This window comes from Coprococcus sp. AF38-1 (genome assembly GCF_003603945.1).
Lineage (GTDB): Bacteria > Bacillota > Clostridia > Lachnospirales > Lachnospiraceae > Coprococcus > Coprococcus aceti.
This window is the reverse complement of record NZ_QVGO01000001.1, coordinates 344430-359126: the sequence shown is the minus strand read 5'-3', so window position 1 is coordinate 359126 and position 14697 is coordinate 344430. Positions and strand designations below refer to the sequence as shown.

The 14697-nt window shown below is 45.2% G+C and carries 12 protein-coding genes; 4 read left to right on the top strand and 8 right to left on the bottom strand.

What is annotated here, in order from left to right; all coding sequences use genetic code 11:
* Positions 1-53 precede the first annotated feature (53 nt).
* From DW025_RS01820 to DW025_RS01795, 6 genes are all read right to left on the bottom strand, one after another.
* A complete protein-coding gene (locus DW025_RS01820; RefSeq protein ID WP_004850024.1) occupies positions 54-857 on the bottom strand; it encodes an HAD family hydrolase in 804 nt (267 codons plus the stop codon).
* Positions 858-961: 104 nt separating this feature from the next.
* The gene (locus DW025_RS01815; protein ID WP_119998596.1) at positions 962-2950 is read right to left on the bottom strand and encodes a glycoside hydrolase family 31 protein; all 1989 of its coding nucleotides are present in this window, start codon (positions 2948-2950) and stop codon (positions 962-964) included.
* 10 nt (positions 2951-2960) lie between these two features.
* The gene (locus tag DW025_RS01810) at positions 2961-3686 is read right to left on the bottom strand and encodes a sce7726 family protein (protein ID WP_119998466.1); all 726 of its coding nucleotides are present in this window, start codon (positions 3684-3686) and stop codon (positions 2961-2963) included.
* 148 nt (positions 3687-3834) lie between these two features.
* The gene (locus DW025_RS01805) at positions 3835-4758 is read right to left on the bottom strand and encodes a DnaJ C-terminal domain-containing protein (protein ID WP_119998464.1); all 924 of its coding nucleotides are present in this window, start codon (positions 4756-4758) and stop codon (positions 3835-3837) included.
* A gap of 193 nt (positions 4759-4951) precedes the next feature.
* The gene (eno, locus tag DW025_RS01800; RefSeq protein WP_119998594.1) at positions 4952-6253 is read right to left on the bottom strand and encodes a phosphopyruvate hydratase; all 1302 of its coding nucleotides are present in this window, start codon (positions 6251-6253) and stop codon (positions 4952-4954) included.
* 349 nt (positions 6254-6602) lie between these two features.
* Entirely contained in the window at positions 6603-7379 is a 777-nt protein-coding gene (locus tag DW025_RS01795) for a ZIP family metal transporter (protein ID WP_117550784.1), read from the bottom strand.
* A gap of 407 nt (positions 7380-7786) precedes the next feature.
* Between DW025_RS01795 and DW025_RS01790 the strand changes: the two genes are divergently transcribed.
* Positions 7787-9310: a Mur ligase family protein gene (locus DW025_RS01790; protein ID WP_119998462.1), complete on the top strand. Its 1524-nt coding sequence runs from the start codon at positions 7787-7789 to the stop codon at positions 9308-9310.
* Positions 9311-9864: 554 nt separating this feature from the next.
* On the opposite strand, the gene DW025_RS01785 is transcribed toward DW025_RS01790, so the two are convergent.
* Entirely contained in the window at positions 9865-10767 is a 903-nt protein-coding gene (locus DW025_RS01785; RefSeq protein ID WP_119998592.1) for a deoxyribonuclease IV, read from the bottom strand.
* Between the two features lie 192 nt (positions 10768-10959).
* Here DW025_RS01785 and DW025_RS01780 point away from each other — a divergent pair, with 192 nt between their 5' ends.
* The 3 genes from DW025_RS01780 (at position 10960) to DW025_RS01770 (ending at position 12575) form a co-directional block, all read left to right on the top strand.
* A complete protein-coding gene (locus DW025_RS01780) occupies positions 10960-11319 on the top strand; it encodes a VOC family protein (RefSeq protein ID WP_117550788.1) in 360 nt (119 codons plus the stop codon).
* A 73-nt stretch (positions 11320-11392) separates the two neighbouring features.
* Positions 11393-11818, top strand: a complete 426-nt coding sequence (locus tag DW025_RS01775; protein WP_004850005.1) for an FKBP-type peptidyl-prolyl cis-trans isomerase — start codon at positions 11393-11395, stop codon at positions 11816-11818.
* Between the two features lie 46 nt (positions 11819-11864).
* The gene (locus DW025_RS01770; protein ID WP_118649726.1) at positions 11865-12575 is read left to right on the top strand and encodes a DUF3800 domain-containing protein; all 711 of its coding nucleotides are present in this window, start codon (positions 11865-11867) and stop codon (positions 12573-12575) included.
* A 204-nt stretch (positions 12576-12779) separates the two neighbouring features.
* Here DW025_RS01770 and DW025_RS01765 read toward each other — a convergent pair whose 3' ends face one another.
* The gene (locus tag DW025_RS01765) at positions 12780-14282 is read right to left on the bottom strand and encodes a sodium-dependent transporter (protein WP_118017247.1); all 1503 of its coding nucleotides are present in this window, start codon (positions 14280-14282) and stop codon (positions 12780-12782) included.
* Positions 14283-14697 lie beyond the last annotated feature (415 nt).

Below are 14697 nucleotides of genomic sequence, written 5' to 3'. Positions count from 1 at the left end.
GAGACTGAGCCTTTGATTTCTATCCGTTATTTATGTCTGTTTCTATACTTCGCCTACAAGTTGGCTGCCAGCACCTGCTCCATAACCTGGAGCACTCCACGCTCCTCATTGGATGGGGCGCGGAACCTTGCAAACTTCTCCATGCCAGGCTGCGCATTTGCCACGATATAGCTGTAGTATACCGTCTTCAGCATCTCCGCATCGTTGAAGTTGTCTCCGAATGCCATCATCTCACTGGTATCGATACCAAGAAGTTCTCCGATCTTTCTCATGGCCATTCCCTTATTGATACCTTTATTCATGATGTCGATCCATTCTCTTCCGCCCACAGTGACTGAGAAGTTATCTCCAAAACGTGGCGTATAGATCTCTTTGTACTTCACAGCGGCATCCTTATCCGGAGCAAATATCGTAAACTTATTGGACTCGACGTCAAGGCTTCTCATATCATCAACAAACACAAGATTACTGAGAAATGCTTTGAAAAACTTCGCATACTTCTCGTATTTTTTCAGGACATATGCTCCGGATAGGGCACACAGTACAGCAACACCATCCGTCTCGTCCTCCACAAAGCGTATCATACTCTGGTACTCTTCCACATCCATCAGGCTCTTGTATATGATCTTGCCGCAATTGGAAATAGCCGCACCGTTATCACCGATGACCACCATCTTATCCATCTTGTCTCCGAACATGTCCCTCAGGGTGTACATGGGTCTTCCGCTGGCTACAACAAAACGAATCCCCTTCTCATCCAGCCTGTCAATGTAATCAAAGAAACCATCCGGGAGTTTTCCATTCTCCATAAGCAGTGTATGATCCATGTCGGATGCTATTAATTTTACGTTCTTCATGTCTTCTCTTCCTTGTATATTCTCTAATGTTATATTCTCTGATGTCTATTAGGTAATATTATATATTAACCATGCCTCTGCCAGCTTATCCCTTGCCATGCATCTTATTTAAATAAGAGCGCACAATTCTTCTCCAGGTCATACTCTCTTGTATAACCGTCATCATCGTACAGCATATAACTGCTGTTCTTATAACCGATCAGCTGCATTGTAGTCTTGTCAATATCAGCAACGCACTCCGCCACATCCACGACAGGTATACATTTGCCACTTCTTACAAAAAGGATAACTTCATTCAAAGGTACCTCAACAAAGTGATGTCCCGCAGGCATCTCCGTCTGCGTGGCGCTGCCGTCTGCCGTAAATCTTACAAGCATCATATCCTCCGGCAGATACACATATCTTCCGATGGCATTCTGCGTGTAAACCGGTGCGATCATGATCTCATTTCCAAGCATGAGCTGATCCTCAACATGAGCCGCGATCCTATCATTCGGATATTCAAATGCCAGTGGCTTGAACATCATGTCGTCCGTCAAGGCCGCCTTCATGTACTCACTGTATATATATGGAAGCAATCGGTAACGGACACCGATCACATTCCTGAAATCTTCTATATGCTCAAACTGATAGCACTCCTGATTTCTTGTACCCTCACAAGAATGGTCACGCATGAGCGGAGTGAACACACCGAGTGCAAGCCATCTGAGAAGAAGGTCTCTGGATGTGTCGCATCCAAATCCACCGAGGTCCGCGCCCGTATACAGGAAACCGCACATATTCATGGACGGAAGCATCTTGATGTTGAGCAGGATGTGTGACCACCACGATTTGTTATCGCCCATCCAGACGCCGCCATAACGATGCATCCCTATATAAGACGATCTGGAGAACAAAAGTCGTCTCTCATCCGGTGAGATCTCGCGAAGCGCCTCGCCTGCCGCCCTTGTCATGTTATATCCAAAGAGGTTATGAACCTTGTCGTGACGCACCATCTCCCCATCCACATTGTGATACATAGATGCGTAATCCTTCGGATTGTTGGCAACACCTGCCGCCATTCCCGAGATTCCCCATACATCATCCACGGTCTCGTCCTTATCAATGAATTTCTTCATCGCTTCCTTCAGCTCGCTCACGCCCTCCGGTGTGAAGAATATCGCCGGCTCATTCATGTCATTCCAAAAGCCCTCTATACCTGCATCTGTCAGAATCTTATATTTTGCACCGAACCAGCGTCTCGCCTCAGGGTTCAGCACATCAGGGAAATGCGTATATCCCGGCCATACTGCCGCAACGAAATCACTTCCATCTGCTCTCTTGCAGAAGTAGTTATTTGCCACGCCCTCCTCATACACATCGTAACCTTCCTCGATCTTTACACCGGCATCTATGATCGGGATCAGACGGATATTATCCTTTTTCAGATTCTCCACATACTCCGAAAAATCGCCAAAGTCGTCATTTATGGTGAAATCCTTATAGCTGTCCATGTAATCTATATCCATGTAGACCATATCGATCGGGATGTGGTTCTCTCTGTATTTTCTCGCCACCGTCTCAAAGTCCTCCGGTGTCTTGTATCCCCAGCGGCTCTGTCCAAATCCAAATGCAAACTTTGGCGGGATATAACTCCTTCCGATCATCTTCCTGAACTGCTTTGTGATATCATATGGGCTGTCACCTGTTATCACATAGATATCCAGATCTGCGCTGTCACAGAAAATATGCAGCTCATCGCACTTCGTATATCCCACGTCAAATGTGATCGTGGATGGATAGTCAAAATACAGGCCAAATGTCTGCGCTCCTGAAACTATAATAAAGTTGTGTGATGCATACAGTGAGTATACATCCTCGTGATGATGCGGATTGTCTGCATTGTTGCTTATGTACTTGTAGCCTCTCTTGTTGATTCCTCTGTTCGCCTCGCCAAGGCCATACACTATATCACTGTCCTCAAGACCAAATGTGTACGAAAATCCGGCTGTTAAGTCTATATTGCCGTGATCTGGCTGTCCTTTTTCTGCTGCGATATCTACCACTACTGATTCTGTCTGAAATGGCTTTCCGTATGTATACTTCTTTATCATGCTGTCACCTCTATGCATCTCTCTTTTTTCTTCTGTATCTCTTTTTCTTTCTCCTGACCGTCTTGCCGCGCTTTGCCGCCTGTGCCTTTCTGAATTCCTGTATCTGCTCGATCATGGCGGCATAATCCCTCTCGAACAGGATCTCACTTATCTCATGGTGCACGATCTCCGCCGGAAGTCTGTCAACTATAAGTGTCCTGACGAAATCCTTGCTCTTTCCCTTATACATCGGAAGGCTGTAGGTCTCCTGGATATGTGCAAGCTCCGGTCTCCACAATATACGTATGGTACGAAGCAGATCAGCCCGTGGATTAGGCTGCATCTCCCTGACCACGTAGAAATCGATCTTGTGAGTCAGCTTGTCTGACACTCCAGCCTCCAGGCCTTCTGCATCTGGCTTACCACCTGTATCTGACTTGATGCCTGTATCATATTCTTCAACAGATATGATCCCCCAGTAGTCTGGTACATGCTCTGCCACATGACCTGCATGTGTACTTCCCACCACCACGATATTCTGGTCAAAATATAGATCATAGTCTGCTACCTGACTCTCCAGCCGCGTGTATGTATCCGCATCACTTTTTATCTCGATTCCCACTATCTTGTCTGGAATGACCATTACCACATCCGCACGGGAGTTCCCGACGGTCTTCTCCTCAAGGATACGCACCTTGCCATATCGCTCCTCAAGGAAATCAAACAGGGGTTCTCGTATATCTTTATCTAATAACATTTTCCCTCCTGAAATCAATTGTTTTAAGTAATCTTTATATGTATTTTTGTCTGCAAAGTCAAGAATCTCCCGCTTTAGCTGAGAAAACCAGGGCAGACCGCTCATAAAGTGAGCTTTCCGCCCTGGTTTCTATGTGAACATAATATTATCAGCCCTTGTTCACAAGCTCTGTGAACTTCTTAAGCGCATCCTTCGCCTCTGGTGAAATGTTCCTTGGAACTGCAATTCTCACGGTAACATAATGATCTCCATGGGTATTGCCGCCCCTCGCCTGGACACCCTTGCCACGAAGCCTTATCTTGCTTCCCGACTGAGTACCCGGTGCTATCTTGCACTTCACATCACCGAACATGGTGTGGACCAATATCTCTCCACCGAGAACTGCCGTGTCAAATGGCACAAGAGCCGTGGTGTATATATCCAGACCCTTTCTCTCATAACCTGCCTTGTCTCTTACATTGACCTTCAGCAGCATATCTCCAGGCTGACCCTTGCCGGTTCCGGGATATCCCTTGCCAGCCAGTCTTATCACACCGCCGTTGTCTATACCCGCCGGAATGTGTACAGTGAACTGGGAACTTCCTCCCCGTCCATCATTGAACGACAGAGTCTTGTCGCAACCATATACTGCATCATCAAAATCTACCGTGACACTTGCCTCCATATCTCTGCCCCGCACATTGAAGCTTCCCTGACCGAATCCGCCAAATCCACCTCTCTGTGAGCGGCCACCGCCGCCAAAGAACGAGCCAAATATATCGCCAAACATATCACCGAAGTCTCCACCCTCAAAGTGGAAGCCTCCGCCTCCGAATGGATCACCACCGGCGGCTCCACCGGAGCCATCGAATGCAGCCATTCCAAACTGATCATACATCTTCCTCTTCTCGGCATCAGACAGTACCGCGTAGGCCTCAGAGGCCTCCTTAAACTTCTCTGCAGCCGTCGCATCGCCAGGATTCGTGTCCGGGTGGTATTTCTTCGCCAGGGTTCTATATGCTCTTTTTATCTCAGCGTCTGTGGCTGTCTTTGATACGCCGAGAACTTCATAATAATCTCTTTTTGAAGCCATGATTCCTACCTCCCGATAAGCCTATGTATAGTTTAACACTATCTGTCAAGTGATTCCATATTTTTAATGTTAAAATACACACATATTATCTGGCAATTTTTAGTCATTTTTTTATTTAATTAAAGTATAAAAAAAGCACCTCCACCGATGATTCCACCAGTGGAGATGCATTCGTATGGCTAATGCTATTATCCTACTGCTTTACGTTGAAAGCTTTGATTCCAGGATATACAGCTGAGTCGCCAAGCTGCTCTTCGATTCTGAGGAGCTGGTTGTACTTTGCAACTCTCTCTGATCTTGAAGGAGCACCTGTCTTGATCTGGCATGTGTTGAGTGCTACTGCGAGATCTGCGATAGTTGTATCCGCTGTCTCACCTGATCTGTGTGATGATATTGCTGTGTATCCAGCCTTATGAGCCATCTTGATAGCCTCAAGTGTCTCTGATACTGAGCCGATCTGGTTGAGCTTGATAAGGATACAGTTTGCGCATCCCATCTCGATACCCTTTGCAAGTCTCTCTGTATTTGTAACAAACAGATCATCACCGACAAGCTGTACCTTGTCGCCAAGTCTTGTTGTGAGCTTCTGCCATCCTTCCCAATCCTCCTCGTCGAGACCATCCTCAATTGAGATGATAGGATACTTCTCAACAAGCTTTGCCCAGTGCTCGATGAGCTGCTCTGCTGTATACTCTGTTCCAGCCTTTGGAAGCTTGTACCAGCCCTTTCCCTTCTCGCTCTTCCACTCTGATGAAGCAGCATCCATAGCGATCTTGAAGTCCTTACCTGGCTCATACCCAGCCTTCTTTACAGCCTCGAGAATTGTCTCGATAGCCTCCTCGTCAGACTTAAGTGCCGGGGCAAATCCACCCTCATCACCTACTGATGTAGCAAGGCCTCTCTCCTTGAGGATTCCTGCAAGTGCGTGGAATACCTCTGCACACCATCTCAGACACTCCTTGAATGATGGAGCGCCAACTGGCATGATCATGAACTCCTGAACGTCAAGTCCTGATGACAGAGCATGACATCCACCGTTTACGATGTTCATCATTGGAACTGGAAGCTTGTTTCCTGAGATTCCACCGAGGAATCTATAAAGAGGAATGTCAAGTGAGATTGAAGCTGCTCTTGCTGCTGCGATTGAAACTGCAAGGACAGCATTTGCTCCAAGGTTTGACTTGTCCTTTGTTCCATCAGCCTTGATCATTGCTGCATCAACTGCATATATATCAGACGCATCCATTCCTGTAAGTACGTCATTTATAGTAGTATTTATATTCTCTACTGCTTTCTGAACACCCTTGCCGAGGTATCTTGACTTGTCTCCATCACGAAGCTCAAGTGCCTCAAACTCACCTGTGGAAGCTCCACTTGGCGCCGCACCACGGCCTACTGTTCCATCTGCCAGATACACCTCCGCCTCAACTGTTGGATTCCCTCTTGAATCAAGTATCTCTCTTCCTATTACCTTTTCGATCTCAAGATAATTCATCATTTTTATATTTCTCCTTTCTTGTATCGCCCCCTCCCTTACGGTCGGCGGCAGTTCGTCGGTGCATTCCGATATGTGCCCACAGGGCACATGGCACCTCCTCTTTCTTGTATCGCCCCCTCCCTTACGGTCGGCGGCAGTTCGTCGGTGCATTCCGATATGTGCCCACAGGGCACATGGCACCTCCTCTTTCTTGTATCGCGCGAGTATAACCCCTGCTGTCCCTCCGATTCAGCAGTTTACAGAGGGTACAGGAGCTCACATGATCTACGATGTTAGTTTAAGCTAACTTATGTTTAAAATCAACATAAGTAGTTGCTCATATTTTATCATTTAGCATTTTTCGTCATTATCCAAGTGCCACATCCAGCACCATCATAAGAGCGAAGCCCACCGCCGCACCGATGGTTCCTATATTGGTATGCTCGCCCGCCTGAGACTCAGGTATCAGCTCTTCTATGACCACATAGAGCATGGCTCCCGCCGCAAATGCAAGGAAATACGGAAGAAGTGGTGTGACCTGGACAGCCAGCAGTGCCGTGAGGAAACCTCCGACCGGCTCCACAGCTCCGGACAGCGTTCCATACAGAAATGCCTTCTTCTTGCTCATGCCCTCGCCAACAAGCGGCATGGACACAATTGCGCCCTCCGGGAAGTTCTGTATAGCGATTCCTATGGAAAGTGCAAATGCACCTGTGATGGACACGCCCATATTGCCCATGGCTGCGCCGGCGTACACAACGCCCACTGCCATGCCCTCGGGGATATTGTGGAGCGTGACTGCAAATATCATCATGGTCGTCTTCTGAAGCTTTGACCTGACGCCCTCCGGTTTGTCACTTTCCAGATGAAGGTGCGGTATCACCGTGTCAAGAACAAGCAGGAATATGATTCCAAGAGCAAATCCGATAAGTGCCGGCAGCCACGCTATCTTGCCCTGTGCCTCCGCCATGTCTATTGACGGAATGAGCAGTGACCATATGGACGCCGCGATCATGACCCCCGCCGCAAACCCGAGCAGAGCCTTCTCCACAAGCGGAGAGATCTTATCTTTCATAAGGAAAACCATGGCCGATCCCAGTGTTGTTCCGGCAAATGGTATAAATAATGTTATGAACTCTGACATTTCATCACCTCTTTATAATATGTATTCTGTCTATACTATATTCATATAACCTCTTCACTAGTTCATCTTTCTTTTTTAAATTGCGACTACAATTTAATTGAACAGATGCACTTTGTCAACACAAGTTTTTGCATATGATAGAAGTTATCAATACCGGGTCAAAATGCTTCGCATTTCGACAATTTAAGTGCTATAATACCTGATGTTATGCTATAATAGGCATGGTTATACCAGCTTGGATATATTTGTATGCAAATGGAGATAAATATGAAGAGAACAGAACTAATGATCTGAGTATTTTTTATTTGACATAATTATTTATAGAAAGCATAATAAGTGATACATTTAGTCGTACGGATCATAAGTCCGTACAAATACAATAAAAGACACATTCCAAGGGGAAAAGTATGAAAGAGAATTTACAATTTACAGCTTTATTGGATATTTTAAGCGGGCAGGATCTTATAACTGAATATTCGGAGGATTGCAAAGACATCACTCCTTCCCATATAACCATCAATTCCAAGGATGTGGTCCCAGGTACATTCTTCGTGTGCAAGGGTGCCTCATTTAAGGAGGATTACCTGAAATCAGCCATCGCACAGGGCGCCATCGTATATTTGTCACAGCAAAAGTACGACGACGTGGACATCCCTTATATTATTGTAAATGATATAAGAAAGGCCATGGCTCTTGCTGCCAGATGGTTCTTCGGCAATCCAGGCGATAACATGACCAAGGTCGGAATCACCGGAACAAAGGGAAAGACCACAGTTACATTTGTCATGAAGGATATACTGGACAAATACACCGACAACAGATGCTCAGCATTCTCAACCCATGAGATTGATGTTGGAACAAAGGTTTTTGAGACCACTCTCACCACACCTGAGCCTATTGAACTCCAGACATACTTCGACATGGCTGTAGATGAAGGCTGTACACACTGTATAATGGAAGTTTCTTCCCAGGCCATGAAGATGAACCGCATCTACGGAGAGCACTACAAGGTCGGAGTATTTACCAATATCGACTACGATCACATCAGCCCGACAGAGCACGCCTCCATGGAGGACTATCTCGGATGCAAGGTATCCTTCCTGAAGCAGTGCGACAACGTTGTGCTGTACAGTGACACAAGATATTTTGAAACTATATATAATGAAGTAAGGGACAAGCACGTTGTTGTATACGGAAGCAAGGAATCAATTGAAAAGCTCATGTCAAGGGATGACGATTTCTTTGAAAAGGATACTGAATTCGCCAGCATCCACAATGAAGATCTCACAGACCATAACAGCTACTTTGAGCTTATATACGGAGGAGAGAACAGAGCATACAACACCAACCTGATCGGTGATTACAATGTTGAAAATATTGTTGCCGCCATCATCTCCTCTCTTCTCATCGGCATTCCAAATGATCAGATCAGAAGCAGCATCAGAGATGTATATGTTCCGGGAAGACTACAGGTATATCACTGGAAGGATCGCACATTTATGATCGACTACGCACACAACTATATAAGCATGTACAGACTGTATGAGATGGTTAAAAAGACCATGAAGCCAAAGTCTATAACCGTTGTATTCGGCTGTGGCGGTGAGCGTTACAAGAAGCGCCGTGAGGATATGGGAAGACTTGCTGAGCAGTATGCCGACAAGGTTGTTCTCACCATGGAGGATCCGGGCTTTGAGTCCTGTGAGGAGATCTGTAAGGAGATCAAGCAGTACATCACAAAGCCTTGCTATATAATCGTTGACAGGGAGCAGGCTCTCACAAGAGCCCTCGATGAGGCTCAGCCTGGCGAGCTTGTCATCACGACTGGAAAGGGTATTGAGAGTACCCAGAGAATCAACGGAACTTTTGTGCAGTGCCACTCTGATGCGCAGGTCATCGAGCACTGGCTGACAGAGCATCCGGAGAAGTAAGGGACGGACGGTAATCAGTCCTTCATCTGTATTCAGTTCATGAAAAAAGAGATGTATGTTGTGTATGTGCTATCACGTTCGACTGCTGTCACTTCAGAATTTTCCATTTGCACTCGCTTACGACCGCGATAAGGGCGCTGCGGTCTTCAGCTCGGCAGGAAAATCCTGAAGCTCGGCAGTCTTCACTACCGATAGCCCATACACAACATACATCTCTTTTATTATAGTTTTTGAAGCAGATGAATGGCTGATTACCTGTGTTTTGACTTATCATTAGATATGCAAGGGGTAAACCACAGGTTTATTGCCTTTCTTGCGGCTCAGCTTATATAGTAGAAACAGGGCGAAAGCGCTGTTATGCAGGTGACAGGAGTTGCCTATCAGACTGACGTAAACTTAATAGTCGTAGCAGGCTGTAGAGTGATGATGCGTGTGATGTTCCGGGAAACAGTGCATGGCTGAGCTTTATAAGGGTTGTTTGTTTACCAAAACCCGGATAGGCAGAGATGCCGAAAGAAAACATTCAGGGAGTTCTACTAAGTAGAACTCCTTTTTTATCTGTTATCTTCCACCACTTTCTCCCTCATCTTCGGATCGAATTTCCCATTTCGGATCATTGCTATCTCCCGTTTGAACGGCTCGTAGCTTTTCTTGCTGTTTTCCGGGTCTTTGATGTATGGGGATTCCAGGATCTTTGGGACTTCCATGAAGTCCGGATGGTTCATGATGTACATGAGTGGCTCAAAGCCGATCTTGCCAAATCCAAAGTTCTCATGTCTGTCCTTTGCAGCTCCCGGCTCGTTCTTGCTGTCGTTCATGTGGAATACCGCTATCTGATCTTTGCCGATGAGTCTGTCGAACTTCTCCACGACTCCATCGAAATCATGTATGATGTCGTAGCCCGCATCGCTGGTGTGACAAGTGTCAAAGCACACACGAAGCTTGTCATTATGACTCACTCCATCATAAATTCGCGCAAGCTCCTCAAAGTTTCTTCCAATCTCACTGCCCTTTCCCGCCATGGTCTCAAGCGCTATATGGCATGTAGTGTCTGCGGTCAGGACTTCATTCAGACCCTTTACTATGCTTGCAATTCCCTTGTCCACGCCCTCTCCTACATGTGAGCCCGGATGAAGGACTATGGTCTGTGATCCCATCGCTGTCGCCCTGTCAATCTCCTTTGCGAGGAATTCCACTGCGATTTCATAAGTCGCAGGATTTACTGTATTTGCAAGATTGATTATATACGGCGCATGGACCACGAACTCATCTATGCCGTGCTGTGCCATAAGTTCATGTGCCTCCTGTATCTTAAGCTCCGATATATCCTTGCGTCTCGTATTCTGCGGTGCGCCTGTGTAAAGCATAAATGTATTTGCGCCAAATGCCACAGCATCCTTCACTGAGCCGAGCATCATATCCTTGCCAGACATTCCTACATGACATCCTAATTTCAACATAATTTATCTCCATTCATTCTAAACTGTTTTCAGTTTACTCTATCCTCGCCGACTGCACAATACGCTGCCGCTGCAATCAATAAATAGTTTTTTCTAATTTTACCATATATTATGTAGACTGTTTGCAAATCATTTGGTAAACTAAACACTAGAAACCAACTTATATTATACACTTGGGGGAAAACCGCTATGCAATTAAAAAATGTACTAATCGTCGTAAATGACATTGAACGATCAAAAAAATTTTACAAAGATATCTTCGGGCTTGAGGTTATCTTGGACAACGAGGGAAATGTGATCCTGACGGGAGGGCTGGTCCTTCAGGATGCAACTATTTGGGCTGAATTCATTGAAAATCTTGTAATTCCACATAACAATGCTTCGGAGTTATATTTTGAAGAAAATAATATCGAGGAGTTTGCACAAAAACTTGATGAGTCGCCATACAACATTGAATATGTCAATCGTCTCATGACTCATTCATGGGGACAAAAAGTCATCAGATTCTATGATCCTGACGGCAATCTTATCGAGGTCGGAACGCCATAATTTTTCCTATATCCATTCCCTCTATTTCATGTTACAATTAATGACATATTACCCAATTGGAGGACAAATTTTTATGAGTAACACAGGAAGAACCTGTAAGGTTCACTACACAGGAACATTCAACGACGGAACAAAGTTCGATTCTTCATATGACAGAGGCGAGCCTATCGAGTTCGTTTGCGGTGCAGGACAGATGATTCCGGGATTTGATCAGGCAGTTGAGGGCATGAACGTTGGCGATATCATCGATGTACATCTTCGTCCTGAGGACGCATACGGAATGCCTGACCCGGAGGCCATCATCAAGGCTCCTCTTGCAGATATGCCTGGCGCTGAGAATCTTGAGGTCGGCAATCAGGTATACCTTGCCAATTCCATGGGACAGCAGTTCCTTGTAAAGGTCATTGAAAAAGATGACGAATCCATCACATTTGATGCAAACCATGAGATGGCCGGCAAAGAGCTCAACTTCAAGATAGAGCTTGTATCAGTGGATTAACACTTAGACATGGCGAAGAATTCGATTATATAAGGGGGCAGGAATCGTGAACATTTACATAGACGAATCAGGTTCTATCAATAAATATGCCACAAACGATCAGTATTTCGTGGTGTCTATGATCCATGTCCTCGATCCCGTCGCCCTTGAGCGTGCTTACAAGAGATTTATTTCTTCCAACTATGAGATGCTTCTTGATCTGGACAGTGACAAGGTCGATGACATGACCGGCAAGATCACCAAGCACGGCGGGAGAATGTTCCGGGACGGCAAATTCCGTGAACTAAAAGGTGCACAGTTTGACAGAGACATGAAGCACATATTTGTGGATTACTTCTCCAGGAAGCATCACTTTGACGTGTACTATATCATGATGAAGAATGAAAATCTGCCGAACCGCTTTTTCGACAACATCTCCAGGACATTCAACTTCTCCATCAAATCTGCCCTGCTCTACTTCATACAGAATGGATATCTTCCTGACGAGGACTGCTTTCTGCAGCTTGACGAGAGGAATGAGCGGGTGGAGAACAAATCATTCCTTGAAAATTACCTGAACACCGAGCTTTCACTGTCAGGTCAGGTAGCGGGGAATTTCTCAGTGAGCTACTTCGATTCAGCCTGTAACAAATTTGTGCAGATAGCGGATGTATTTTCTAATCTGTTCTATTCACATCTGCAGACTGGACATTACACTGAGGAACTTGAGCTTATGAGAGAACTTGGAATACTTAAGGGTGTTTACGAGCTGACATAATCAAAAAGGGATTGAACCTTGCGACCCATATCGCGGTTTCAATCCCTTTTTTGAAATATTTAAAATACCAATTGCCTCCGAGCGATGCTCACACAGAACACTTACATAGATAAACGCACTATCGAAGGACTTACTGTTGGTACTTATATAATATCATGTTTTGCTTCAAAAGACAATAAGTCCGTGTTAAATTCACTGAAATTTTCACTCTTTTTTATCTGTCCTGCTCTCCCGTCCATGTCCAAACGCCAGATAGCCTATGAAAAGAACAAACAATGCTGCAACTCCCATCCAGATACACAGCAGTTTTGGTCCCTTCGGGGCAAATGTATCGTAGTATCCCTTGAAATAGATTACCACAATTATAAGCGGCAGCACGTATGACATGTATTTTCTTAGGTACTGCGGAAACGGCTTACCGATACCGGTGTCTGCCTCAGCGACAAAGTTTTCAAATCCCCATCCATTCTTTCTTGTACAGAACAGGACAAAAAGTAATGATCCGAGTGGGAGGATATTTCCCGATACGAGAAAATCTTCCAGATCCATGATATTTGTACCCGCTCCCATCGGAGTGATTCCTGAGAGCACATTGAATCCAAGCACAGCCGGCAGGGAGAGCACTGATATCCCGATCAGATTTATAATAAGTGACTTCTTTCTCTTCCATCCAAACATATCTATACTTATCGATATGATATTCTCAAACACCGCGATAACCGTGGAAAGCGCCGCAAATGACATGAATATGAAGAACAGAATTCCCCACACTCTTCCTCCCGGCATGTGGTTGAACACATTCGGCAGGGTCATAAACAGAAGTGATGGTCCCTTGTCCGGGCTGATCCCGTACGCAAAGCATGCTGGCAATATGATGACTCCGGCCATGAGTGCCACAAATGTATCAAGGTACATAACACTCTTCGCCTCGCCAGACAATTTTCTCTCCTTGCCTATATAACTTCCAAATATCTCCATGGATCCCATACCTACACTGAGTGTAAAAAATGCCTGGGTCATGGCGTCAAATAATACATTGCCCCAGCCTCTGGCATTTGCACGCTCGATACTTGGAACAAGATAGAACTTAAGTCCTTCTTCGTTGCCCGAGAGCATGAGCGAATTCACTGCCATGACTATCATCAGAACTATAAGTGCAAACATCATGATCTTTGTCACCCTCTCCACTCCGTTCTGAAGTCCCAGTGAACATATACCTATACAACACACGATGACCGCAAGTGTGATCGCGACCATAAGTCCCGGTGATGCAAGCATCCCTGTAAATTTGTCTTCTATTGCTTCTACTGACCCACCATGAAGCTGTCCTGATCCCATGACGTACACATAGTATACCATCCAGCCCGCTACCATAGTATAAAACATCATCAGCAGATAGTTGCCGGCATAGGCATACCAGCTGAATTTATGCCAGTTGCCGCCCTTCGGCGCAAGCTCCTTAAGCGCTGAACCAACGCTCTTGCCACTCCCTCTGCCTATCGCAAACTCACAGGTAAGGATAGGATATCCCAGAAGCAACAGACACAGCAGATATATCACGATAAATATCGCTCCGCCATTCTGCCCGCATATATACGGGAACTTCCATACATTTCCAAGGCCAATAGCACATCCCGCCGACACGAGGATGAACCCAAGTCTGGAGGCGAACTTTTCTCTGTCGCCGTTGTTATTTTCTTTACTCATACACTTTTCCTTTCACAGATATCAGTATTATTTGCGTCAGATGTTTACTTCAAGCTGTTACATTCTGTATTATTTTTTCATTTATGCTGACACATACCTTGTGATTGTAACATATATCATTGCATTTGTGTGTTTAAACTTTTACAGTTTAAAGCAAATTTTATCACATATTTGAACCAGATAAAATACAGATATTTTTATGTTTGCTGTGCGTTTTCAACAAGTATATTTTCCTGCAAAATAAATCTATTAATTTACATATAAAGGATTACATTTTTCCATATTATATTTTATTATAATGAGTAGAATGTTCTTAATACTAATAAGATCGTTCTCCGTATTTTGAGGCAGATTTCTGTGTGGGTTTGCAGTACCTTATACCTTATACCTTAAACCACCAGCGCATAGCTGCAAG

Coding starts and splice junctions, on each gene's coding strand:
- DW025_RS01820 (WP_004850024.1), bottom strand. CDS start 857: ATGAAGAACGTAAAATTAATAGCATCCGACATGGATCATACACTGCTT.
- DW025_RS01815 (WP_119998596.1), bottom strand. CDS start 2,950: ATGATAAAGAAGTATACATACGGAAAGCCATTTCAGACAGAATCAGTA.
- DW025_RS01810 (WP_119998466.1), bottom strand. CDS start 3,686: ATGTTATTAGATAAAGATATACGAGAACCCCTGTTTGATTTCCTTGAG.
- DW025_RS01805 (WP_119998464.1), bottom strand. CDS start 4,758: ATGGCTTCAAAAAGAGATTATTATGAAGTTCTCGGCGTATCAAAGACA.
- eno (WP_119998594.1), bottom strand. CDS start 6,253: ATGAATTATCTTGAGATCGAAAAGGTAATAGGAAGAGAGATACTTGAT.
- DW025_RS01795 (WP_117550784.1), bottom strand. CDS start 7,379: ATGTCAGAGTTCATAACATTATTTATACCATTTGCCGGAACAACACTG.
- DW025_RS01790 (WP_119998462.1), top strand. CDS start 7,787: ATGAAAGAGAATTTACAATTTACAGCTTTATTGGATATTTTAAGCGGG.
- DW025_RS01780 (WP_117550788.1), top strand. CDS start 10,960: ATGCAATTAAAAAATGTACTAATCGTCGTAAATGACATTGAACGATCA.
- DW025_RS01775 (WP_004850005.1), top strand. CDS start 11,393: ATGAGTAACACAGGAAGAACCTGTAAGGTTCACTACACAGGAACATTC.
- DW025_RS01765 (WP_118017247.1), bottom strand. CDS start 14,282: ATGAGTAAAGAAAATAACAACGGCGACAGAGAAAAGTTCGCCTCCAGA.